The sequence below is a fragment of the Luteimicrobium xylanilyticum genome, from assembly GCF_009429125.1.
In the GTDB taxonomy this organism is placed as follows: domain Bacteria; phylum Actinomycetota; class Actinomycetes; order Actinomycetales; family Cellulomonadaceae; genus Luteimicrobium; species Luteimicrobium xylanilyticum.
The window spans coordinates 3,161,270-3,183,735 of sequence record NZ_CP045529.1 but is presented as its reverse complement, the minus strand read 5'-3'; the positions used below and the strand labels follow the sequence as shown (position 1 = coordinate 3,183,735).

Annotated in this window: 18 protein-coding genes and 1 tRNA gene; 5 read left to right on the top strand and 14 right to left on the bottom strand. The window is 73.7% G+C overall.

All coding sequences use genetic code 11. The features are described 5' to 3' along the window. Positions 1–5: 5 nt before the first annotated feature. The 8 genes from KDY119_RS14085 to KDY119_RS14050 form a co-directional block, all read right to left on the bottom strand. Complete coding sequence (locus tag KDY119_RS14085; RefSeq protein ID WP_036947109.1) at positions 6–1,955, bottom strand: ABC-F family ATP-binding cassette domain-containing protein; 1,950 nt, start codon at positions 1,953–1,955, stop codon at positions 6–8. Positions 1,956–2,026: 71 nt separating this feature from the next. Continuing rightward, the gene (locus KDY119_RS14080; protein WP_036947106.1) at positions 2,027–2,257 is read right to left on the bottom strand and encodes a hypothetical protein; all 231 of its coding nucleotides are present in this window, start codon (positions 2,255–2,257) and stop codon (positions 2,027–2,029) included. A 219-nt stretch (positions 2,258–2,476) separates the two neighbouring features. Continuing rightward, positions 2,477–4,846 carry an FdhF/YdeP family oxidoreductase gene (locus tag KDY119_RS14075; RefSeq protein ID WP_036947103.1) on the bottom strand — a complete coding sequence of 790 codons (2,370 nt, stop codon included), beginning with the start codon at positions 4,844–4,846 and terminating at the stop codon, positions 2,477–2,479. Continuing rightward, complete coding sequence (gene fdhD, locus KDY119_RS14070) at positions 4,843–5,784, bottom strand: formate dehydrogenase accessory sulfurtransferase FdhD (protein ID WP_051136249.1); 942 nt, start codon at positions 5,782–5,784, stop codon at positions 4,843–4,845. Before fdhD ends, KDY119_RS14075 begins: the two co-directional genes overlap by 4 nt. Positions 5,785–5,865: 81 nt before the next feature. After that, positions 5,866–6,387, bottom strand: coding sequence for a MarR family winged helix-turn-helix transcriptional regulator (locus KDY119_RS14065; RefSeq protein ID WP_036947100.1), 522 nt, complete (start codon positions 6,385–6,387; stop codon positions 5,866–5,868). A gap of 70 nt (positions 6,388–6,457) precedes the next feature. Next, positions 6,458–8,131, bottom strand: a complete 1,674-nt coding sequence (locus tag KDY119_RS14060) for a thiamine pyrophosphate-binding protein (protein ID WP_227994354.1) — start codon at positions 8,129–8,131, stop codon at positions 6,458–6,460. Between the two features lie 117 nt (positions 8,132–8,248). Next, on the bottom strand, positions 8,249–9,469 hold the full coding sequence (locus KDY119_RS14055; RefSeq protein ID WP_153022448.1) for an MFS transporter: 1,221 nt from the start codon (positions 9,467–9,469) through the stop codon (positions 8,249–8,251). Positions 9,470–9,471: 2 nt separating this feature from the next. Then, positions 9,472–9,975, bottom strand: a complete 504-nt coding sequence (locus KDY119_RS14050) for a MarR family winged helix-turn-helix transcriptional regulator (protein ID WP_153022447.1) — start codon at positions 9,973–9,975, stop codon at positions 9,472–9,474. A 142-nt stretch (positions 9,976–10,117) separates the two neighbouring features. On the opposite strand from KDY119_RS14050, the gene fdhA reads away from it, so the two are divergent. Next, positions 10,118–11,344, top strand: coding sequence for a formaldehyde dehydrogenase, glutathione-independent (gene fdhA, locus KDY119_RS14045; RefSeq protein WP_036947091.1), 1,227 nt, complete (start codon positions 10,118–10,120; stop codon positions 11,342–11,344). 62 nt (positions 11,345–11,406) lie between these two features. Here fdhA and KDY119_RS14040 read toward each other — a convergent pair whose 3' ends face one another. The 5 genes from KDY119_RS14040 to KDY119_RS14020 form a co-directional block, all read right to left on the bottom strand. Continuing rightward, the gene (locus KDY119_RS14040; protein WP_227994353.1) at positions 11,407–12,561 is read right to left on the bottom strand and encodes an FAD-dependent oxidoreductase; all 1,155 of its coding nucleotides are present in this window, start codon (positions 12,559–12,561) and stop codon (positions 11,407–11,409) included. Between the two features lie 42 nt (positions 12,562–12,603). Continuing rightward, the gene (locus KDY119_RS14035) at positions 12,604–13,815 is read right to left on the bottom strand and encodes an ABC transporter permease (RefSeq protein ID WP_036947089.1); all 1,212 of its coding nucleotides are present in this window, start codon (positions 13,813–13,815) and stop codon (positions 12,604–12,606) included. Next, a complete protein-coding gene (locus tag KDY119_RS14030; RefSeq protein ID WP_153022446.1) occupies positions 13,812–14,762 on the bottom strand; it encodes an ABC transporter ATP-binding protein in 951 nt (316 codons plus the stop codon). The genes KDY119_RS14035 and KDY119_RS14030 overlap by 4 nt, the downstream gene beginning before the upstream one ends. Positions 14,763–14,912: 150 nt before the next feature. Next, entirely contained in the window at positions 14,913–16,391 is a 1,479-nt protein-coding gene (locus KDY119_RS14025; protein ID WP_036947080.1) for a collagen-binding domain-containing protein, read from the bottom strand. Positions 16,392–16,603: 212 nt separating this feature from the next. Continuing rightward, positions 16,604–17,215 (bottom strand): TetR/AcrR family transcriptional regulator, encoded by a 612-nt coding sequence (locus tag KDY119_RS14020; RefSeq protein WP_153022752.1) that lies wholly within the window; start codon positions 17,213–17,215, stop codon positions 16,604–16,606. Positions 17,216–17,688: 473 nt separating this feature from the next. On the opposite strand from KDY119_RS14020, the gene KDY119_RS14015 reads away from it, so the two are divergent. From KDY119_RS14015 to KDY119_RS14000, 4 genes are all read left to right on the top strand, one after another. Next, positions 17,689–17,760 (top strand) — tRNA-Gln (locus KDY119_RS14015). A gap of 132 nt (positions 17,761–17,892) precedes the next feature. Continuing rightward, positions 17,893–19,560 carry a bifunctional UDP-N-acetylglucosamine diphosphorylase/glucosamine-1-phosphate N-acetyltransferase GlmU gene (gene glmU / locus KDY119_RS14010; RefSeq protein ID WP_153022751.1) on the top strand — a complete coding sequence of 556 codons (1,668 nt, stop codon included), beginning with the start codon at positions 17,893–17,895 and terminating at the stop codon, positions 19,558–19,560. After that, positions 19,557–20,543: a ribose-phosphate diphosphokinase gene (locus KDY119_RS14005; protein ID WP_083890737.1), complete on the top strand. Its 987-nt coding sequence runs from the start codon at positions 19,557–19,559 to the stop codon at positions 20,541–20,543. The genes glmU and KDY119_RS14005 overlap by 4 nt, the downstream gene beginning before the upstream one ends. A gap of 26 nt (positions 20,544–20,569) precedes the next feature. Continuing rightward, positions 20,570–21,232 (top strand): SIMPL domain-containing protein, encoded by a 663-nt coding sequence (locus KDY119_RS14000; RefSeq protein ID WP_153022445.1) that lies wholly within the window; start codon positions 20,570–20,572, stop codon positions 21,230–21,232. A gap of 24 nt (positions 21,233–21,256) precedes the next feature. On the opposite strand, the gene KDY119_RS13995 is transcribed toward KDY119_RS14000, so the two are convergent. Beyond that, entirely contained in the window at positions 21,257–22,345 is a 1,089-nt protein-coding gene (locus tag KDY119_RS13995) for an alpha/beta hydrolase (RefSeq protein ID WP_051136247.1), read from the bottom strand. Positions 22,346–22,466 lie beyond the last annotated feature (121 nt).

Here is a 22,466-nt window from a genome sequence, read left to right as displayed (position 1 = left end):
CGCGGTCAGCCGACGAGCTCGGACAGCTCCAGCCACCGCTCCTCGAGCGTCGCCACCTCGTCCTCGAGCCCGCGCAGCTCCTCGGTGCGCTCGCCCAGCCAGACGTAGTCCGCCTGGTCGTGCTCGGCCATCCTCACGTGCAGCGCGTCGACCTGGCCGGCGAGCTTCCCGAGGCGACGGTCGACGGACTCGAGCTCCTTCCGCGCCGCGTGCAGCGCGGCCCCGGCGAGCGCGGAAGGCGCGACCGGCAGGGAAGGCGACGCGCCGGCCGAGGGGGTGGTGGGGGAGATGCCGCCGGGTCGTGGCTGGGTCTGGCGGGAGGACGCCGAGGAACGAGGCGTCCGGTTGGTAGACCCGGCGGCATCTCCCCCACCACCCCCGGACCCAGCCACGGCGCCCGACCCAGCCCCGGCGGCACGCAGCCGCAGGTACTCGTCCACCCCGCCCGGCAGGTGTCGGAACCGCCCGTCGAGCACGGCGTACTGCTGGTCGGTGACGCGCTCGAGCAGGTACCGGTCGTGCGAGACGACGAGGAGCGTGCCGGGCCACGAGTCGAGGAGGTCCTCGATCGCGGTGAGCATGTCGGTGTCCATGTCGTTGGTGGGCTCGTCGAGGACGAGGACGTTGGGCTCGTCGAGCAGGATCATGAGGAGCTGCAGGCGCCGCTTCTGGCCGCCCGACAGGTCGGCGACGGGTGTGGAGAGCTGGGCGTTCGTGAACCCGAGGCGTTCGAGGAGCTGGCCGGGGGAGAGCTCCTGGGCCTTGGGCCCGGTGCCGATCGTGTAGGTCGTGCGACGGCGCGCGACGACGTCGCTCACGCGGTCCCGCCCGACGTCGCGCAGCTCCGCGAGCTCCTGGGTGAGCGTGGCGACCTTGACGGTCTTGCCGCGCTTGACGCGTCCCGTGGTGGGCTCGACGGCGCCCGTGACGAGTCCGAGGAGCGTGGACTTCCCGGCGCCGTTGACGCCGAGGACGCCGGTGCGCTCGCCGGGGGCGATCCGCCACGTGACGTCGTGGAGGACCTCGTTCGGCGGTCCGGGCTCGCCGCCGGGCGCCGTCGGGCCCGGGTAGGTGACGGAGACGTCGAGGAGGTCGACGACGTCCTTGCCGAGCCGGGTCGTGGCGAGCCGGGACAGCTCGACGGAGTCCCGCACGGGCGGCACGTCGGCGATGAGCGCGTTGGCGGCGTCGATGCGGAACTTCGGTTTGCTCGTGCGGGCCGGCGCGCCGCGGCGCAGCCAGGCCAGCTCCTTGCGGGCGAGGTTCTGGCGCCGCTGCTCGGTGGCCGCGGCCTGCCGGTCGCGCTCGACGCGCTGCAGCACGTAGGCCGCGTACCCGCCCTCGAAGGGTTCGACGATCCGGTCGTGGACCTCCCAGGTCGCGGTGCAGACCTCGTCGAGGAACCAGCGGTCGTGGGTCACGACGAGCAGCCCGCCGGCGTTCGCGGACCACCGCCGCTTGAGGTGCTGGGCGAGCCAGGTCACGCCCTCGACGTCGAGGTGGTTGGTGGGCTCGTCGAGGATGAGGACGTCCCAGTCGCCGACGAGCAGGTTCGCGAGCCCGACGCGGCGGCGCTGGCCCCCGGACAGGTCGCCGACGCGCCCTTCCCACGGGAGGTCGGACACGAGGCCGGTGACGACGTCGCGCATGCGGGCGTCCGACGCCCACTCGTGCTCGTCGAGGTCCCCGACGACGGCCCGCGCGACCGTGAGGTCGGGGTCGATCTCGCCGGACTGGTCGAGCATCCCGACCCGCACGTCGCGGCGGACGGTGACCCGCCCGCCGTCGGGCTCGAGACGCCCCGCGAGGAGCGCGAGGAGGGTCGACTTGCCGTCGCCGTTGCGTCCGACGATGCCGATGCGGTCGCCTTCGGAGACGCCGACGGTGACGTCGTCCAGGACGACCTTGGTGGGGAACTCGACGTGCAGGGACTCGCCCCCGAGCAGATGGGCCACCTGGAAAGGGTAGTCGGGTCGAGTGCCTGGTCCTCACGACGGCGGTATCCGGTACCGCCGGTCCTGGAGTCCTAGCGCGCGACCTGGTCGGCAACGGGGCCGACCGCCCACGCCGCCGACGCACGGGCCGCCTGCTCGCCGCAGCCCTGGCCACCGGCGCCGTCGTCGCGACCCTCACGGTCGCACCCGCCCAGGCCGCGGACGGCACCCGCGAGGTGTACCGCGGCGTCACCATCCCGTCGTTCTACGACCCGCCTCATGTACACGACGACGGACAGCACCGGACGCACCGCGGCCGTCACCGGTGCCTACCTCAACCCGCAGCCCGCTGGACCGGCGGCGGGGCCAGACCGCTCGTCGACGGTCGGCTTCTGCGGCGTTAGAGGTCACGATCGGCACCGAGTTCGCTCGGACGTTGCCGATCGTGACCTCTCGCGCCGTCGAGCCGGGGTGGCGCGCCACTTCCGCCGCACCCGACCGAGCCACGACGGTCCGCCCGAACGACGGGTAACCGGCGAGCGTCAGATCGGGGCGGGGACCTCGACCGGTTCCAGGCGGACCACGACCGCCTTGGAGATCGGGGTGTTGCTCTTCTCCGCGACGGCGCCCAGCGGGACCAGCACGTTCGCCTCGGGGAAGTACGCGGCCGCGCACCCGCGCGCCGTCGGGTACGCGACGACGCGCACGTCGGGCAGGACCCGGTCGACGCCGTCCTCGTACTCGCTGTGCACGTCGACCTGCTGGCCGTCGTGCAGCCCGAGCTCGGCGACGTCGTCGGGGTTGACGAAGACCACGTCGCGCCCGCCCTTGATGCCGCGGTACCGGTCGTTGCGGGAGTAGATGGTGGTGTTGAACTGGTCGTGCGCGCGGACGGTCTGCAGCAGGAGCCGGCCGGGCGGGCACGCCACGTGCTCGAGCGCGTTGACGGTCAGGTGGGCCTTGCCGTCGGAGGTGGGGAAGGTGCGGGAGTCACGCGGACCGTGCGGCAGCACGAACCCGCTCTCCTGACGGATCTTCGCGTTGTAGTCGTCGCAGCCGGGCACGACCGCGGCGATGTGGTCGCGGACCACGTCGTAGTCGCGTTCGAAGGCCGCCCAGTCGACGGCGTCGAGGTCGTGGGCGTCGGCGCCGCGCTCGCGCCGGGCGTCGGCGACGGCGCGGGCGATCCGCGCGACGATCGCCACCTCGGACAGGAGGTTCGTGCCGACGGGCTCGACGGCGCCCCGGGACGCGTGCACGGCGGAGACCGTGTCCTCGACGGAGACGAACTGCTCCCCGGACACCTGCCGGTCGATCTCCGTACGCCCGAGGCACGGGAGGATCAGCGCCTCACGGCCCGTGACGGTGTGGGAGCGGTTGAGCTTGGTGGAGACCTGGACGCTGAGGTCGCACCGGGCGATCCCCTCCTCGGCCGCGCCCGTGTCGCTCACGGCCGCGACGAGGTTGCCGCCCAGCGACACGAACGTCCGGATCCTGCCCTGGCGCATCGCGTCGATGGTCCCGACGGCGTCGAGCCCGTGCGCGCGCGGCACCGAGATGCCGAACTCGCCGTCGAGCGCGTCGAGGAACGCGTCGGGCATCTGCTCCCAGATCCCCATCGTCCGGTCGCCCTGCACGTTGGAGTGCCCGCGGATCGGCGAGGCGCCCGCCCCCGGCCGCCCGATGTTCCCGCGCAGGAGCAGGAGGTTGACGACCTCCTTGAGGGTCGCCACCGCCTTCTTGTGCTGGGTCAGGCCCATCGCCCACGTGATGATCACGCGCTGCGCCGTGAGGTAGCGGTCGGCGAGCTCGTCGATCTCGGCGCTCGTGACGCCCGTCGCGGCGAGCACCTCGGCCTCGTCGAGGTCGGCGAGCGACGCGGCGAGCTCGTCGAGCCCTGTCGTGTACCGGTCGAGGAAGTCGTGGTCGAGCACGTCGCCCGGGTGCCGCGCCTCGGCGTCGAGCACCCGCTTGCTCACGGCCTGCAGGAGCGCCATGTCGCCGCCGAGCCGCACCTGCACGAACTGGTCGGCGAGCGCCGTCCCGCGCCCGACGATCCCACGCGGCGTCTGCGGGTTCTTGTACCGCAGCAGGCCGGCCTCGGGCAGCGGGTTGACGGCGACGATGCTGGCCCCGGCGCGCTTGGCCTCCTCGAGCGCGGTCAGCATGCGCGGGTGGTTGGTGCCGGGGTTCTGGCCCATGATGATGATGAGGTCGGCCTGGGGGAAGTCGTCGTAGAGGACGGTCGCCTTGCCGACGCCGATCGTCTCCCCGAGCGCGGCGCCCGTGGACTCGTGGCACATGTTCGAGCAGTCGGGCAGGTTGTTGGTGCCGAAGGTCCGCGCGAAGAGCTGGTACGCGAACGCCGCCTCGTTGGACGTGCGCCCGCTCGTGTAGAACGAGGCCTCGTCGGGTGAGTCGAGGTCGGCGAGGTGTCCGCCGAGGATCCGGAACGCGTGCTCCCACGAGACGGGCGCGTAGTGGTCGGAGTCCGCCGCCTTGTACACCGGATCGACGAGGCGGCCCTGCTGCCCCAGCCAGTACTCGGACTGCCGGGCGAGCTCGGTCACGCTGTGCTGGCCCCAGAAACCCGGGTCGACGGTGAGCGGCGTGGCCTCCCAGTTGACGGCCTTGGCGCCGTTCTCGCAGAACTCGGCCGGCTTGCGGCGGTCCGGGTCGGGCCAGGCGCAGCTCATGCAGTCGAAGCCGTGCTTGTGGTTCATGCGGAGCAGCAGCTTGGCGGTCCGCGTCGGTCCCATCCCCTTGAGGGACGGGTCGAGCGCGTGCAGGATGCCCGGGACCCCCGCCGCCCACGTCTTGGGCGGGCCGACCTCGAGGCCGTCGTCGTCCGCTCCGACGTCGTGCTTCGGGGTCCCCGCAGGGAGCCCGCCCTGGCCCTGGTCCACGCTCATGCCGCACCCGCCTTGCTCGTCGCGCCCGTGCTTCCGTCCTGCCCGACGACGGCGCTCGCCCCGTCGGCACCGTCCCGGTTCTCGCTCCGCAACCGCCCCGCCCCGGCGTAGACCACCATGGAGGCGCCCCGGAGGAAGCCCACGAGCGTGAGGCCGCCGTCGTCGGCGAGCTCGACCGCGAGCGACGACGGCGCCGACACCGCGGCGAGCACCGGGATCCCCGCCATGAGGGCCTTCTGCGTGAGCTCGAAGCTCGCGCGCCCCGACACCATGAGCACGGTCCCGCGCAGGGGCAGCAGGTCGTGCTGGAGCGCCCACCCGACGACCTTGTCCACGGCGTTGTGGCGGCCGACGTCCTCGCGGGCGACGAGCAGCTCGCCCGTGCGCCCGTCGAATAGGCCCGCGGCGTGCAGTCCGCCTGTGCGCTCGAAGATCGCCTGGGCGGCGCGCAGCCGGTCGGGGAACGTGGCGAGGAGCTCCGGGGCGAGCGCGAGCGGGTCGTCGGCGACGGTGAAGGCCGACCGGGTGCGGACGGCGTCGACGGAGGCCTTGCCGCACAGTCCGCACGAGCTGGAGGTGAAGAACTCGCGGGCCTGCGCCGGGTCGGGCGGACGCACGCCGGGCGCGAGGCCGACGTCGAGCACGTTGTACGTGTTCTCGGGCGTGCCCGCGGGGCTCGTCGCCGTCGCGCCTGCGCAGTAGCGGGCTGCCGCCAGGTGCTCGCCCCGCGTGACGATCCCCTCGGAGACGAGGAAGCCCGCGGCGAGCTCGACGTCGTGGCCCGGGGTCCGCATCGTGACCGCGTACGAGCGTCCGCCGACGCGGATCTCGAGCGGCTCCTCGACGGCGAGCACGTCCTCGCGGACCGAGACGCTCGGCGTCTCAGCGGTGTCGAAGCGGATCCGGCTGACCCTCCGCCGCGCGGTGACCCGGTTCACGAGGCGACCCGGGGGGAGAGGGGAGCGTCGTCGTCCATACCCCAGGCCTACCAGCGTGCGGCCCGTTCGCACAACGGGACGTCAGCGGCTGACCGTGCCGTCGTCGTGGATCGCGGGGTGGTCGTCGGCGAGCGCACCGAACCGGTCGCCGGGGTCGATGCCGCGCACCACCTTCGCGAGCACCCGGTTGAGGTCGGCGACGTCCTCCTCGTCGAGCCGGTCGTAGACGTGCTCGAGGACCGTGCGCGCGTGTCCCGGCGCGGACGCCACGACCTTGGCCCAGCCCGCGTCGGTCAGCGACGCGATGGTCACCCGGCCGTCGTCGGGGACCGGCGCGCGCTGCACGAAACCGCGGTCCTCGAGGCGTCGCACCACGTGCGACAGCCGGGGGAGGGTCGCGTTCGTGCGGCGCGCGAGGTCGGACATCCGCAACGACCGCTCGGGTGCGTCGGACAGGATCGCCAGCACCAGGTACTCGTAGTGGGTGAGCTGCGCGTCGCGCTGGAGCTGCTGGTCCAGGACCCCCGGCAGCAGCTCGACCACGGCCTGCAGGCGCAGCCAGCTGCGCATCTGGTCGGCGGTGAGCCAGCGCGGCTCGGCCATGCGTCCTCCTGCGTACGACGGTGCTGCCCAACCTAGCGGTCGGCTGTGACGCGGGCCCGGGCGACGCGCGTCAGTGGCGGCGGTTCGCCCGCAGGATCTCCTCCTGGTAGGGCGCGACGACGCCCGGTGACACCCGGCAGTCGAGCAGCAGGAACCGGCGGTCGTCCACCGCCTCGTCGCGCCACGTCGCCACCCGGTCGAGGTCGGCCAGGGCCCGCACGACGACGCCCTCCGCACCGACGGCGCCGGCGAGCGCCGCGAAGTCGGCCTCCGGGATGCGCATGGGCCCGTCGGTGAGGCCCTGGCGCCCGTACACGTGCACCTCGGCCCCGTACGCCGCGTCGTTCCAGACGACGGCCAGCCCCCGGCCGCCCGCGGTGCGGACCGCGGTCTCGAGGTCGGCGAGGGCCATGAGCCCGCCGCCGTCGCCGGTGGTGAGGACGACGGCGGAGCCCGGCCGGGCCGCGGCCGCCCCCGCGACGCTCGGGAACCCGAGGCCGATGGACTGGTAGGCCGTGCCGACCATGAGCATCCGGTCGGGCGAGGCGACGGGCCAGTACATGTTGGCCCAGCCGATGAAGTGGCCCCCGTCGGACACGACGACCCGGTCCTCGGGCAGGAGCGCGGCGAGGCGGTGCGCGACGGTCCGCGGGTCGAGGCGGCCGTCGGCGGCGATCCCGTCGACGGGACCGGTGGCGTACCAGCGGGCGCCGTCGACGTCGACGGTCTCGCGCCAGCCGGACGGCTCGGCGTCGGCGGCGCGCAAGGCGTCGACGAGGGTGCGCGCCACGACCCCGGCGTCCCCGCGCACGAACGTGCCGACGTGCCGATGCGTCGCCGAGGGCGCCGTGTCGACCTGGACGACGCGCGTGCCCGGCGCGAACAGCTCGCCGAACCGCATCGTGAACTGGCCCAGCGACGCCCCGACGACGAGCGCGACGTCGGCCTCGCGGACGAGCGCCATCGCGCCGTCGGCCCCGAACCCGCCGGCGACGCCGAGGTCGTAGCGGCCGTCGGGGAAGACGCCGCGGCCCAGCGCGGTGCTGACGGTGAGGGCGCCGGTCGCCTCCGCGAGCTCGCCGAGGGCCGCCCCGGCGCCCGCGAGCCAGGCGCCCCGGCCTGCGAGCAGGAGCGGGCGCTCGGCGCCCGCGAGGAGGCGCGCCACCTCCTCGATCGCCGCGGCGTCGAAGGGGCCCGCCGGAGCGAGGGGCCCGGGCAGCACGGGCGCGGGCGGCTCGGGGAGCGGCCCGGCATCGAGGGCGGCGACGTCGTAGGGGATCGCGAGCACGACAGGCACCCGGTAGGCGAGCGAGTGCTCGATCGCGATGACGGTGGTCGCGGCCGCGTCGGCGCGGCCCACGGTGTACGTGCGGGCGCCGACGGCCGCGGCGAGCGCGATCTGGTCGACGTCCCACGGGCGCGGTCCCGACGTCGGCTCGTCGCCCGTGAGCAGCACGAGCGGCACGCGCGCCTGGGCGGCCTCCGCGAGCGCGGTGAGCGTGTTGGTGAACCCGGCGCCGTACGTGGCGGTCGCGGCGGCGGTCCGGCCCGACGCGCGGAAGTACGCGTCGGCGGCGACGACGGCCCCCGACTCGTGGCGGACGGCGGAGAAGGGGACGGAGGTCTCGCGCTCGAGCGCGTCGAGGAACCAGGCGTTGCCGTTGCCCATGACGCCGAACACGTGGTCGACGTGGCGGGAGAGGGTGCGGGCGACGTGGGCGGAGACGGTGGTGGCTGCGGGCACGGGGACCTCACGGTGACACTGACGGATGTGCTGCCGTATGTGTCCCGGGGCGCACCGCGCCCGCGCGCACCCCTTTTGAGGGCGCCGGCGGGCCCGGCCCGCCTCGACGGACCGAGTCTAGCCAGATGTCGGCCGGGCGTCGGGCGTGTGCGGCGCGGTCGCCAGCAGGCCCGCGGCGACCATGACCGCGACGACGACGAGCAGCAGGACCAGGGGTGCGGTCCAGCCGTCGGACGCGGTGTGGACGGCCCCCATGACCGACGGTGCGAGCGCGCCGATGACGTACCCGAACGTCTGCACGGCGGTGGACGTGGTCCGGGCCTCGCGCAGGCTGGTCGAGCGGACCGCGACGATCGTGAAGATGACCGTGAAGTTGGCGCCTTGCGCGGCTCCCGCGAGGGACGCCCACAGCGGCCACAGCCCGGGGGCGAGCAGCAGCCCGAGAGGCAGCGCGAGCCAGGCGACCGCGATCACGCAGAACGCTCCGCGCGGCGTGACCCGCCGCCCCAGCACGAGCGGGATCGCGACGGAGCCGACGGCCCCGAAGAGCTGGAAGAGCGCGGCGGCGCCTCCGGAGGCGCTCGGATCGAGGCCGCGGGTGTCGTGGAGGATCGTCGGGAGCCACGCCGTCGTGCCGTAGTAGCCGAAGGACTGGCCGGCGAACATGGCGACGAGCAGCCAGGTGAGCGGGCGGCGCAGCGCATGCGCCTCGTCGGCGGCGCTGGGCTGCACCGTCCGGGGGGTGGGCTCGACGCCGCGGCGCCGGATCGCGGCCTGCCAGGCCACCCAGGCGACGGGGACGAGCAGCGCCCACGCGACGAGCGCCCACCGCCACCCGACGGCGTCGGCGAGCGGCGCGGTGAACGCGGTCGCGAGCACCGCTCCGCCGTTGAGGGCCGCCGAGTAGAGCCCGGTGACCCGCGCCGCGTTGGCGGCGAAGTCGCGCGCGACGACGAGCGGTACCGCGATGTTCCCGGCCGTGATCGCGAGCCCGATCAGGACGGTCCCCGCGAGCGCCGCGGGGAACGACCCGGCCGAGCGGACGACCGTGCCGAGCAGGATGGTGGCGAGCGCGAGCTGCACGACCCGTTCGATCCCGAGCCGTGCGATCGCGGCGGACGCGAGCGGGGACGCGACGGCGAAGCACAGCACCGGCAGGCCGGTGAGCACGCCGACGGCGGCCGCGGACAGGCCGAGGTCGGCGCGGACGTCCCCGGTCACCGGTGCGAGGGCGACGATCGGGGTGCGCAGGTTGAGCGCGACCAGCACGACGGCCGCGAGCAGCAGGCCGGACGCGCCGCCCGCGGGCAGACGTCTGGATGTGGACGGGGTGCTCATGCTCAGCCCTCGAACGGGCCGACGACGACGCGCAGCAGGGCGGCGAGGCGCGACCGGTCCGCGGCAGGCAGGACGTCGAGGATGCCGGCCTCGACCTGGAGCAGCTCCGTCATGGCGTCGTCGACGCGGCGCAGGCCCACCTCGGTGAGCTCGACGAGGACGCCACGGCGGTCGTCGGGGGAGCGGTGGCGCTGGACGAGGTCGCGTTCCTCGAGCCGGTCGATGCGGTTGGTCATGGTGCCGCTCGTGACGAGCGTCTGGGTGACGAGCGCGCCGGGCGACAGGCGGTACGGCTCCCCGGCGCGGCGCAGCGCCGACAGGACGTCGAACTCCCACGGTTCGAGGCCGGACCGGGCGAACGCGCCGCGGCGGGCGAGGTCGAGGTGGCGGCCCAGCCGGCTCACGCGCGAGAAGACGGTGAGGGGCTCGACGTCGAGGTCCGGGCGCACGCGCTGCCACGCGGCGACGATGCGGTCGACCTCGTCGGGATGCTGGGCGGCGGGCATGGGGCGAGCGTATCCCGTCTCTTGACGTCAAGACTCTTGACGGGGCCGCGAGCTCGCCGGCCTGCGTAGGTCGACCGTTCGCGCGTACCGTCGGAGGAACCCCGGGAGACCCCCGGGAGGTCGTGATCGAGGAGGATCGACGATGGCGGAGAAGAACCGCGCGGTCGCGTACGAAGGCCCCGGCAAGGTCGAGGTGATCGACATCGACTACCCGACCTTCGAGCTGAAGGACGGACCGGGCGTGAACCCGGCGAACGTGGGCCGCAAGGTCCCGCACGGCGCGATCGTCAAGACGGTCGCCACCAACATCTGCGGCTCGGACCAGCACATGGTCCGCGGCCGCACCACGGCCCCGCAGAACCTCGTGCTGGGCCACGAGATCACCGGCGAGGTGGTCGAGGTCGGGCCCGACGTCGAGTTCGTCAAGGTCGGCGACCTCGTCTCGGTGCCCTTCAACATCGCCTGCGGGCGGTGCAAGAACTGCAAGGAGCGCAAGACCGGGATCTGCCTCAACGTGAACCCCGACCGGCCGGGCAGCGCGTACGGGTACGTCGACATGGGCGGCTGGGTCGGCGGGCAGGCGAACTACGTGCTCGTCCCGTACGCCGACTTCAACGCGCTCGTGTTCCCCGACAAGGACCGGGCGATGGAGAAGATCCTCGACCTGGCGATGCTGTCGGACATCTTCCCGACCGGCTTCCACGGCGTCGTGACGGCGGGCGTCGGCGTCGGCTCGACGGTGTACGTCGCGGGCGCCGGGCCGGTGGGCCTCGCCGCGGCGACGGGCGCGCTGCTGCTCGGCGCGGCCGCCGTCATCGTCGGGGACATGAACGCCGACCGCCTCGCCCAGGCCCGGTCGTTCGGCTGCGAGACCGTCGACCTCACGAAGGGCGGCCCGATCGAGCAGATCGAGCAGATCCTCGGCGTGCCCGAGGTGGACTGCGGCGTCGACGCCGTCGGGTTCGAGGCCAAGGGGCACGGTGCGGGGGCGAGCGAGGCGCCCGCGACCGTCCTCAACGACCTCATGGACCTCACGGCCGCGGGCGGCGCGCTCGGCATCCCCGGGCTCTACGTCACCGGCGACCCCGGCGGGATCGACGAGGCCGCGAAGAAGGGCTCGCTGTCCCTGAGCCTCGGCACGGGCTGGGCCAAGTCGCTGTCCTTCACGACCGGCCAGTGTCCGGTCATGAAGTACAACTACGGGCTCATGCAGGCGATCCTCCACGACCGCGTGCACATCGCGAAGAACGTCGGCGCGACCACCATCGGCCTCGACGACGCCCCCCGCGGGTACGCCGAGTTCGACTCCGGCGCCGCGCAGAAGTTCGTGCTCGACGCGAACGGCTACCTGGGCACCAAGGCCGCCTGACCCGCACCCTCGCGAAGTAGTACGGCCGCCGTACTACTTCGCGAGGTATGCCGGCGGCCGTACTACTTCGCGGGGGCGGGGAGGGCGTCGAGGTAGCGGGAGACCTCGCGGGCGGCGTCGCGGCCCGCGCGGTTCGCGCCGATCGTCGACGCCGACGGCCCGTACCCCACGAGCTGCACGCGCGGCTCGCCGACGACGCGCGTGCCGTCCATGACGATCCCGCCGCCCGGCCCACGCAGGTGCAGCGGGGCGAGGTGGTCGAGCGCCGCGCGGAAGCCGGTCGCCCACAGGATCGCGTCGGCGTGCTGCTCGGTGCCGTCGGCCCACGCCACGCCGTCAGGTGTGATCCGGTCGAACATCGGCCGGCGCACCAGCACCCCGCGGGCGGCGGCCGCACGCAGCGCAGGCGTGAGGATCAGGCCCGTCACGCTCACCACGGACCCGGGCGGCAGCCCGGCGCGCACCCGCTCGTCGACGAGCGCGACCGCGTCGTGCCCGGCCCGCTGCGTGAACTCGTCGTCCCGCCACACCGGTTCGCGCCGCGTGACCCAGGTCGTCGTGGCGACCTCGCTGATCTCCGCGAGCAGCTGCACCGCACTGATCCCGCCCCCGACGACGACCACGTGCTGCCCCGCGAAGTCCTCCGCGCGCACGTAGTCGGCCGTGTGGAGCTGACGGCCCAGGAAGGTCTCCTGGCCGGGGTAGTACGGCCAGAACGGCTTGGTCCACGTGCCCGTCGCGTTGACCAGCGTCCGGGCGAGCAGGGTCCGTCCGTCGGCGAGCGTGACGCGCAGGGGCGAGGCGCCGTCGTCGGGACGCGACGACTCCACCCGGGTCACCCGCGCCGGACGCACCACCGGGAGGTCCGCCTCGCGCTCGTACGCCGCGTAGTAACGGGGCACCGCGTCGCGGGACGGCTCGGCCGGGTCGACGGTCGGCAGGGCCATGCCGGGCGGGTCGTGGACCTTGTTGACCGTCGCCATGCGCAGCGACTTCCACCGGTGCCGCCACGCCCCGCCCGGACCGTCCTCGCCGTCGAGCACCACGAACGTGCGCCGCCCGGCCGCAGCCGGCTCCCACGGCGCCACGAAACCACGGCGTCGGAGGTGCCACGCCGCCGAGAGCCCCGCCTGCCCGGCCCCGACGACCGCGACGTCCACCGTCCCGGCGTCGTCCAGCCCGCGCGGGTCGGGCGCCGTGGTCGGGGAGAGGGTCACGTCCGCTCAACGCGCCCGGGCGTCGTCGTCATCCGGACGCGCTCACGCGGCCCGCAGGGCGTCCTTGAGCTTCACGCGCGCGCCCGTGCGCAGGACGGCGTTCGAGTAGATGCGGCCCGCGAGCCAGACCAGCGCCGGCAGCAGAGCGAGCGAGATCAGCACCGACACGATCGCCTGCCACGTCTCGACCGTGCCGAGCGCGATCCGGATCGGCATGACGAGCGGCGCGCAGAACGGCAGGTAGCTGAGCCACACGACGATCGGGCTGTCCGGGTTCCACGGCGCGATCGAGATCCCGATGACGTACGGCACGATCATGAGCATCACGACGGGCGCGGTGACGGAGCCGATGTCCTCCTGCCGCGAGACCAGTGCCGCGAGGGCGGCGAGCGCGAGCGAGTACATCAGGAACCCGACCACGAACCACACCAGCGCCCACAGCGCCGTGGCGCCGAGGTCGATGTCGCTGGCCTTCACCAGGCCCAGCGCCGCCGCCGTCCCCGCCCCGCCGAGCACCACCACCCCGACCTGCACCAGGCCCACCACACCGATGCCGAGCACCTTGCCCGCCATGAGCTGCCAGGGCCGGACCGTCGCGAGGAGCAGCTCGACGACCCGGCTCGACTTCTCCTCGACCACGCCCTGCGCGACGAGCTGCGCGCACGTCTGGAGCGTGATGAACAGCAGGATCCCCGCGACGTAGCCCGCGACGATCTGCGCGCCGTCGCGCTGCGCCTGCGGCTGGAGCGGAGCCACGTCGAGCTGGACGTCGCTGAGCTGCTGCGACACCGCGCTCGGGTCGCCGCCGAGCTTCTGGATGGCGTTGGCGAGCGCCGTCTGCTGGCGCAGGCTCGTGAGCACCGCGGCGCTCGTCGAGTCGAGGTCCTTCTTCACCACGACCGTGAACGAGGTCGGGTCCCCGGTGAGCGCCGCGTCGAGCGAGCCGTCCTCGACGCCGGCCTTCGCTGCCGCGTCGTCGGGGACCGGCTTGACCTCGACGTCGTCGTCCGCGGCCTTCGCCGCGGCCTCGAGCGGCTGGGTGAGGGACGTCGTCTGCGGGGTCAGGCCGACCACCTTCGCCGACGACGACCCCTGCGCCAGGTGCAGCACCACCCCGCCCACGACCACCGCGACCAGCATCACGAGCGTCGTGACGACGTACGCGCGTGACCGCATCCGCGTCGTCAGCTCGCGCCCCGCGACGAGGCGCACGGTGGACCAGCCCGACGACGGGACGATCGGGGACGCGCTCATGCTGCCGGCTCCTCGGTCGGGGTGGACACCACGTCGCGGTACAGCTCGACGAGCGAGTGGCGGACGGGCGTGAAGCTGCGGACGGGCCCCGCGGCCAGCGCGGCGCGCAGGACGGCCTGGGCTGCGTCGTCGGCGGTGGACGTGCGGGCGGCGGCGGAGACGCCGTCGAGCTCGACGACGGTGCGCGGCCCCTCCGAGCTCACGACCCGCAGCCCGCTGCCGGCGGACAGCGACGGCGCCCAGGCGCTCGCGGGTGCGCCGTCGACGGACCACTGGAGGCGGCCCTCCGAGCGCAGCTCTTCGATGGCGCCCTCCGCGACCATCTGACCGTCCTTGATGATCCCGACCCGGTCGCACAGGCGCTCGACGAGGTCGAGCTGGTGGGACGAGAAGAGGACGGGGACGCCGGCCTCGGCGCGCTCGCGCAGCACCCCGCTCATCACGTCGACGGCGACGGGGTCGAGGCCCGAGAACGGCTCGTCGAGGACGAGGATCTCCGGGTCGTGGACGAGCGCCGCAGCGAGCTGGACGCGCTGCTGGTTGCCGAGCGAGAGCTTCTGCACCTCGTCGGTACGGCGGTGTGCGACGCCGAGGATCTCGGTCCAACGCTCCATCGCGTCCTTGGCCTCGGCCGGGGTCTTGCCGTGCAGGCGCGCCAGGTAGACGAGCTGCTCGTCGACGCGCATCCGCGGGTACAGGCCGCGCTCCTCCGGCATGTAGCCGATCCGGCGCCGCACCTCCAGGTCGACCGGGCGACCGTCCCACCGGACCTGACCCGAGTCGGGCGCGAGGACGCCGAGCGCGATCCGCATGGTCGTCGTCTTGCCGGCGCCGTTGGACCCCACGAAGCCGAAGATCTCACCCGACGGGACGTCGAACGTCATGTCGCGCAGCGCGCGGACCGGGCCGTACGCCTTGTCGAGGTGGTCGATCTCGAGGGTGGGCATCGCGCTCCAGGCTCCGTCGGCTTTCCGTGCGGGCGCGTTACCGGCGCCACGGCACACACCGAACCACACCCGAGGCAACCATGTCGAGCATGACGCGCGACAGCCCCGGACCCGCTCGTGCGGGGCCGGGGCCGTGCGGTGCAGCGTGGGTCAGCCGCGGGCGGAGCGGCGTCGGACGAGCAGCAGGACGAGCCCGCCGACGACCAGCGCGGCACCCGCGACGAGCGGGCCGACGACGGACGCACCCGTGGTGGCGAGGCTGCCGCCCGACGACGGTGCGGTGCCGCCGGTGGCGAGGACCTCCGTCGTCGGGGTGGACGACGTGACCGGGGCGACCGGCGCCGGGCTCGTCGTGGTCGACGACGGCGCCGGTGTGGTCGTCGGCTGTGCCGGTGTCGTGGTCGTCCCGCTCGGGGTCGGCGCGGGGGTGGTGTCCGTGGGCGTCGGTGCGGGGGTGGTGTCGGTGGGCGTCGGTGCGGGGGTGGTCGTCGTCTCCGTCGGCGTGGGCGGCGGGGTCGTGCACGACGACGCCGCGAGGTACTGGTGGATCTCGCCGCCCCGGGTGACCAGGGACTTCGCGACGATCTGCCCCTCGACCGGGCTGTTCGCGTCCACGGTCAGGTCGACGTCGGGCGCGAGGATCGTGCCGGTGACCAGGTCGCCGGTCACGGTCGTCGTGCCCGCACCCGTGAGGTTCCACGTGACGTAGGGGGCCCACGGGTTGGGATGGGTGGCGTCCGGCTGACCCGGCATGTCGGCACCACGCAGCGGGGGAACGCGCACGGTCCCGCCGGTACCCGTGACGTTCACGACGAGCTCGGTGCCGTCGCCAGGCGTGACGCCCGCAAAGGTGAGGGCGGTGAACGCGCCGAGCGTCGAGGCGTCGATCGTGAGGACGTTGAGCTTGCCCGCGGTCAGGCTCAGGGAGCCGTCCGACCCGTTCGCGTGCACCGTCGCCTGGGCGACGCCGTCTCCGCTCGCGGTCCGGAGCGACTCGCCCTGCGCGACGAGCCGGGGGAACCGGCTCGTGACGACGTCGGCGCTGCCGGCGTACGTGACGGCGTGGTCGCCGTCGAAGGTCTGGTCGGCCGCGTCGTTCACGTCGACGTACGGGTCGGCGTCGATGCTCCCGCCGGCCTCGTGGAGGCGGTCGACTCCGTCCCGCGAAGTCAGCTCGAGGCCCGCGGTGTCGCCGAACTTGATCGCACCGAGCTGGCTCGCGTCGGAACGACCTGCCGACGTGACCTGCAGGTCGCCTTGGGACGTGAGGTCGAGCGTGCCGCCGACGAGCAGGCGGGTGGGGTCGCCGTCGACGACGGGAAGGCTGTAGCCGGCGGGCGTGAGGCCCGTGGAGTGCAGGAGGTTGGTGCCCTTGGTGAGCCGGAGGTCGCCGCCCAGCGCGAGCGAGCCCTCGGTCTCGTCGTTGCCGAGGGTCACGTCGTGCTGGACGAAGATCGTGAACCCGTCGGTGTCGTAGCCGGTGCAGACCGTGCTTTCGGCGGCGTTCGCGTCGCCGGCGAGGCCGGTGCCTACCAGCGTGGACGCTCCGAGGACGAGCGCGCCCGCACCGACGATCGCGAGGACGCGGCGAGGCCCGTGAGGGGTGGTGTGAGCGGGATGGTTCTTCACTGTTTCTGTGCTCCGAGTCCGAGTGGGACAGTTGTCTGGGACATCTGTCCAAGTGTCACTCTGGGACGCGAGCAAAAGGTCCCTCTCACACGTTTCGCGCGAATTCCTCACCCGTATGGCGCGCGTCACATGGGAGCGCTTCCACAGTCAGGGCGTGCCCGGCACGCGTGCGCCGTCGACGACCGTTCTCGGACCTCGTGCCGCACACGGCCTCAGCGGCCGGCGCCGGGAGTCTCGTGCAGCTCCGGCCGACGCTCGAGGTGCGAGAGGCCGTTCCAGGCGAGGTTGACGAGGTGCGCAGCGACCTCCGTCTTCGGGGGACGGCGCGCGTCGAGCCAGTACTGCCCGGTCAGCGCGACGCTGCCGACGAGCATCTGCGCGTACAGCGCCGCGTACCTCGGGTCCAGGCCGCGGTCGCGGAACTGGGCGCGCAGGAGCGTGGCGACCTGGGTCGCCACGTCGCCGATCAGGCTCGAGAACGTGCCCGTCGCCTGGGCCACGGGGGAGTCGCGCACGAGGATCCGGAAGCCGTCCTCGGAGTTCTCGATGTAGGTCAGCAGCGCGAGCGACGCCCGCTCGAGCAGCACCTTGGGGTGCCCGCGCGACGTCAGCGCGCCGGTGAGGGCTGCCGTGAGCGCCTGGATCTCGCGGTCCACGACGACCGCGTACACGCCCTCCTTGCCGCCGAAGTGCTCGTACACGACCGGCTTGGACACCTCGGCGCGCTGGGCGATCTCCTCGACGCTCGTCCCGTCGAAGCCCTTCTCGGCGAACAGCCCCCGGCTGACGGCGAGGAGCTGCTCGCGCCGCTGGCTCGCGGTCATGCGGGAGCGTGCAGGCCGCTTCGGTTCCGGGGTCATCGCCCCATTGTGCCTGTGTCGGCCGCCCGCCGACGCTGGCTTCGCCGAGTGTGACGCTGCGTTCGCCGACGGTGACGTCGGCGACGGTGGTGCGGGGCGTCGTCGTCGGCGGGCATGCTCGACCATGCGGTTGCCGACGCCCCCTCGCGCCGAGCATGGGGTTGCTCGCATGTTGGGCGCCGAGAAGGAGGATGCGCGCATGGTCGACCGCCGCCGGTGGTGGCTGATCGCATGTTGGGCGCCCGCCATCGCGTGAGCGGTCACACTCGGCGAAGCCAGCGTCACACTCGGCGAAGCCAGCGTCACACTCGGCGACCGCAGCGTCACACTCGGCGAACCGAGCAGTGTCACGGAGAGGTCACGCGGACCTGGCAGACTAGGGCTGGACGCGCGACCTGTGCACGCCCCCGCCCGGCGGAGAGAACTTCCGCCGGCTGTCCGCCTTGGTGTAATCGGCAGCACAAGGGTTTTTGGTGCCCTTGGTCCAGGTTCGAACCCTGGGGGCGGAGCGAGCGCGACGAACGACGACGGGAGCTCACGTGACGGCCCAGACCGTACCGACCACCGACGACTCCGGAACCCCGCAGGACAGGCCGCGCCTCGCCGCGGCGGTGGTCCTCGCGGCGGGCGAGGGCACGCGGATGCGGTCCAGCACCCCGAAGATGCTGCACACGATCGGTGGTCGGAGCCTGCTGGGTCACGTGCTGACCGCGACCCGGGAGCTCGACGCCCGCCGGACGGCCGTCGTCGTGCGGCACCAGGCGGAGCGCGTCGCGGAGCACGCGCGAGCGATCGCGGAGGGCGTGCTCGTCGTCGAGCAGGACGAGCTGCCGGGCACGGGTGCGGCGGTGCGGTCGGCGCTGTCGGTGCTCGACGCCGCAGCCCACGCCGACCGCGCGGCGCACGGCGTGCCGCTGGGCCAGGAGGGCCAGGTGCTGGGCGACGGGCTGGAGGGCGCGGTCCTGGTGGTCGCGGGCGACCTGCCGCTGCTCGACGCCGGGACGCTCGGCGAGCTGGTGGCGTCGCACGTCGCGGACGGCAACGCGGTCACGGTCCTCACGACGGTCGTGGCCGACCCGACGGGCTACGGCCGGGTGGTCCGCGAGGACGGCACGGGCGACGTGCTGAAGATCGTCGAGCACCGGGACGCGAGCGCCGAGGAGCTCGAGGTCGCGGAGATCAACACGTCGGTCTACGTGTTCGACGCGGGCGTCCTGCGCGCGGGCCTCGCCCGCATCACGCAGCACAACGCGCAGGGCGAGCTGTACCTGACGGACGTCGTCGCGCTGGCCCGCGAGGACGGCGGGCAGGTCCGGGCGATCGTCTCGGAGGACCCGTACGCCGTCGAGGGCGTGAACGACCGGGTGCAGCTCGCGACGCTGGGCCGGATCCTCAACGACCGCGTCCTGGAGGACTGGATGCGGGCGGGGGTCACGATCGTCGACCCGGCGACGACGTGGGTCGACGTCGACGTCGACCTGGCCCCGGACGTGACGATCCTCCCGGGCACGCAGCTCCACGGCGCGACGGTCGTCTCGGCGGGCGCGACGATCGGCCCGGACACGACGCTCACGGACGTGGAGGTCGGCGAGGGCGCGGTGGTCTCGCGCACGCACGCGACGCTCTCGGTGATCGGCGCCGGGGCGAACGTCGGCCCGTTCGCGTACCTGCGCCCGGGCAGCGTGCTCGGCGAGAAGGGCAAGATCGGCACGTTCGTCGAGACGAAGAACGCGCACATCGGCGCGGGCTCGAAGGTCCCGCACCTGTCGTACGTCGGTGACGCGACGGTGGGTGAGGGCACGAACATCGGCGCGGCCACGGTCTTCGTCAACTACGACGGCGTCCACAAGCACCACACGACGATCGGCTCGCACGCCCGCACCGGCGCCGACAACCTGTTCGTCGCGCCGGTGACCGTGGGCGACGGCGCCTACACCGGTGCCGGTTCGGTCATCCGCCAGGACGTGCCCGCGGGCGCGCTGGGGGTGAGCGCGGGGGCGCAGCGGAACATCGACGGCTGGGTCGAGCGCCGTCGTCCGGGCACCGCGGCTGCGCAGGCCGCCGCCGCAGCCCGCGGCGAGGGCGTCGAGCCCACGGGCGACGACGACTCCTCGGACGACGCCGTCGTGCCGGCCACCGAGCCCGCGACGCTCACGGGCGCCATGCCCGCCCTCGGTGCTCAGGCGCTGCGCGAGCTCGCGAAGCACGCCGACGCCGCCGACCAGCCACGCCCGACGTCGCCCCACTCGGAGGCGCTGGACGACACGTTCACGATCCGCACCGCCCGTACCGAGGGGACCGACCGATGACCACGCTGCTCACCGGCGAGAAGAACACCAAGACGCTCGTCCTGGCGTCGGGCCGGGCACACCCGGAGCTCGCGAAGGACGTCGCGCGCGAGCTGGGCGTCGACCTGCTCCCGACGACGGCGTACGACTTCGCGAACGGCGAGATCTACGTGCGGTTCGGCGAGTCGGTGCGCGGCACGGACGTGTTCCTGCTCCAGAGCCACACGGCGCCGATCAACCAGTGGATCATGGAGCAGATGCTCATGGTCGACGCCGCGAAGCGGGCTTCGGCGCGCACCATCACGGTCGTCGTCCCGTTCTACGGGTACGCGCGCCAGGACAAGAAGCACCGTGGGCGCGAGCCGATCTCGGCCCGTCTCATGGCGGACCTGTTCAAGACCGCGGGCGCGGACCGCATCATGAGCGTGGACCTGCACTCGGCGCAGGCCCAGGGCTTCTTCGACGGCCCGGTCGACCACCTGTGGGCGATGCCGATCCTCACGGACTACGTGCGGGGCCGTGTGGACCTCGGCAACGTCACGGTCGTCTCGCCCGACGCCGGCCGTATCCGCGTCGCCGAGCAGTGGGCGGCGAAGCTGGGCGGGGGACCGCTCGCGTTCGTCCACAAGACGCGTGACATCACGCGGCCCAACCAGTCGGTCGCGAACCGCGTGGTCGGCGACGTCGAGGGCCGCGACTGCGTGCTCGTCGACGACCTCATCGACACGGGCGGCACGATCGCCGAGGCCGTGAAGGTCGTCCTCGCGGCGGGCGCGAAGAGCGTCATCGTCGCCGCGACGCACGGCGTGCTGTCGGACCCGGCGGCGCAGCGCCTGTCGGAGTGCGGCGCGCGCGAGGTCGTCGTGACGGACACGCTGCCGATCACGGCCGACAAGCAGTTCGGGCAGCTCACCGTCCTCTCGATCGCGCCGGTGATCGCGCGCGCGATCCGCGAGGTCTTCGACGACGGCTCGGTCACCTCGCTCTTCGACGGCAACTCCTGAACAGCGACTCCTGACTGGGAGGCACCATGGCCTGGCCCGACGGACGTGAGCACGACAACCGACCCCGCGGCCCCCGCCGCGGCGTGACGGTGACGGGGAGCGGCAGCGCGAGCGGCGTCCCCGACGTGGTGGTGGCCGAGCTCGGGGCGGAGGCCGTCGCGCCCGACGTCCAGGCCGCGCTCGACGGCGCCACGTCGGGTCTGGCGGCGTTGCGCGCCTCGCTCGCGTCGGCGGGCGTGCCCGACGGCAACGTGCGCACCGCGCAGACCTCGACCTGGACGGAGCGCCCCACGCCGGGCGGAGCCGACGACGCGCCGAGTCGCACCACCGCCCGGGCGACCCTGCGCGTGGTGCTGCGGGACGTGGACGGGGCGGGCGCCGTCGTGCGGGACGCGCTCGCTGCAGCCGGACCCGTGGCGCGGCTGGAGTCGCTCACGACCGCCTTGTCCGACGTCGGCCCGCTCGCCGAGCAGGCGCGCGAGGCCGCGTTCGCCGACGCTCGGGCCCGCGCGGAGCAGTACGCGCGGCTGGCCGGCAAGGCGCTCGGCGACGTGCTCGACGTGCGTGAGGACGGCGGTCCCGGGGCACCGGCGCCGCGGGTGCTCAAGGCGTCGGCGGCGCTCGTCGTCGAACCGGGGCAGCAGGAGGTCCAGGCCTCCGTCACCGTGCGCTGGGCGTTCGCGGACTGAGCGACGGTTCCCCCTGCGCAACCGTCAGGTGTGCTGGGCGAGGAACGCCAGGGTGCGGTCGAGCGACGTCTGCGCGGCGTGGAGGCGCAGGTCGAACTGGTACTCGTGGGGGAGCGCCTTACCTGATGCCGGGTCGACGTAGTCGCCCGGGAAGAACAGGGCGTCGACGTCGGTGCCGGCGGCTGCGAGCCGCTCGGCGTAGACCTTGGCGCCCGCGGTCAGCGGGTCGTCGTTCCCCCCGGAGACGAACACCGGCGGGAAGCCGGGGTAGACGTGGTCGACGAGGGACAGCGTCTTCGTCAGGGGCTCGTCGAGGAAGTCGCGCTCACCGAGGTACGACCAGCCGATCGTGCGCGACCCCCAGCCGAGGAGGCCGGGCTCGGAGCCGTCGATGAGCCCGAGGTCGTACGGGCCGCAGTTCAGGAGGACCCCCCGGATCGCCGACGACGGCGTCGCGCCCGGGTTCACGCCCACCTCCCTGCCGTAGGCGGGGTGCGTGAGCACGGTGGCGGCCTGAGCGACGAGGCTGGCCCCGGCCGAGTCGCCGGCGAGGAACAGGCGGTCGCCGTCGACGTGGGCCGGGGGCGTGGCGTGGAGGAAGGCCACGGCGTCGAGGGTCTGCTGGAGCTGCCGGGGGTAGTGAGCCGCCGGGGCGAGCGTGTAGTCGGGGACCACGACGGTGTAGCCCTTGTCGGCGAGTATCCGCGCCCAGGTCGCCGTACCCGCCTTCGTCCCGGCGAGCCAGCCGCCGCCGTGCGACCACACGACCGTCGGGAGCCTGTCGGCGGTCCCGTCGAGACGGGAGGGGTAGTAGACGTCGAACGTGCCGTCCGGGCCGGGTGCGTACCGCACGTCGGAGGTCACGGACACCGCGTCGGGCGCCGGCGCGTATGCGGCCAGGACCTTGTCCGTCTGGACGCCTCCGCGGTCGAAGGCCCAGCGCACCAGGAGGGCGCCCGGCCACGGGCTGACGGACACCGCCACGGCTGCGACGAGCGCGACACCCAGTCCGAGGGCGATGCCACCGGCCACGACGCTGCCCGCAACACGGACCCCACGGCGCGGGGCGGGGACCGTGAGGCGGAAGCCGGAGGTCCGGTCGTGAGGGGCCACGGCGCGAGCCTAGCCGTGGCCGACGTCGGAGGCCCCCGGGCGGGTTTCGTCCGACGGCGGACGGCGGGTACGCTAGGCAGGTTGCCTCGGCGAGGGACGTCTGACGGGCCGGCAGCTCGCG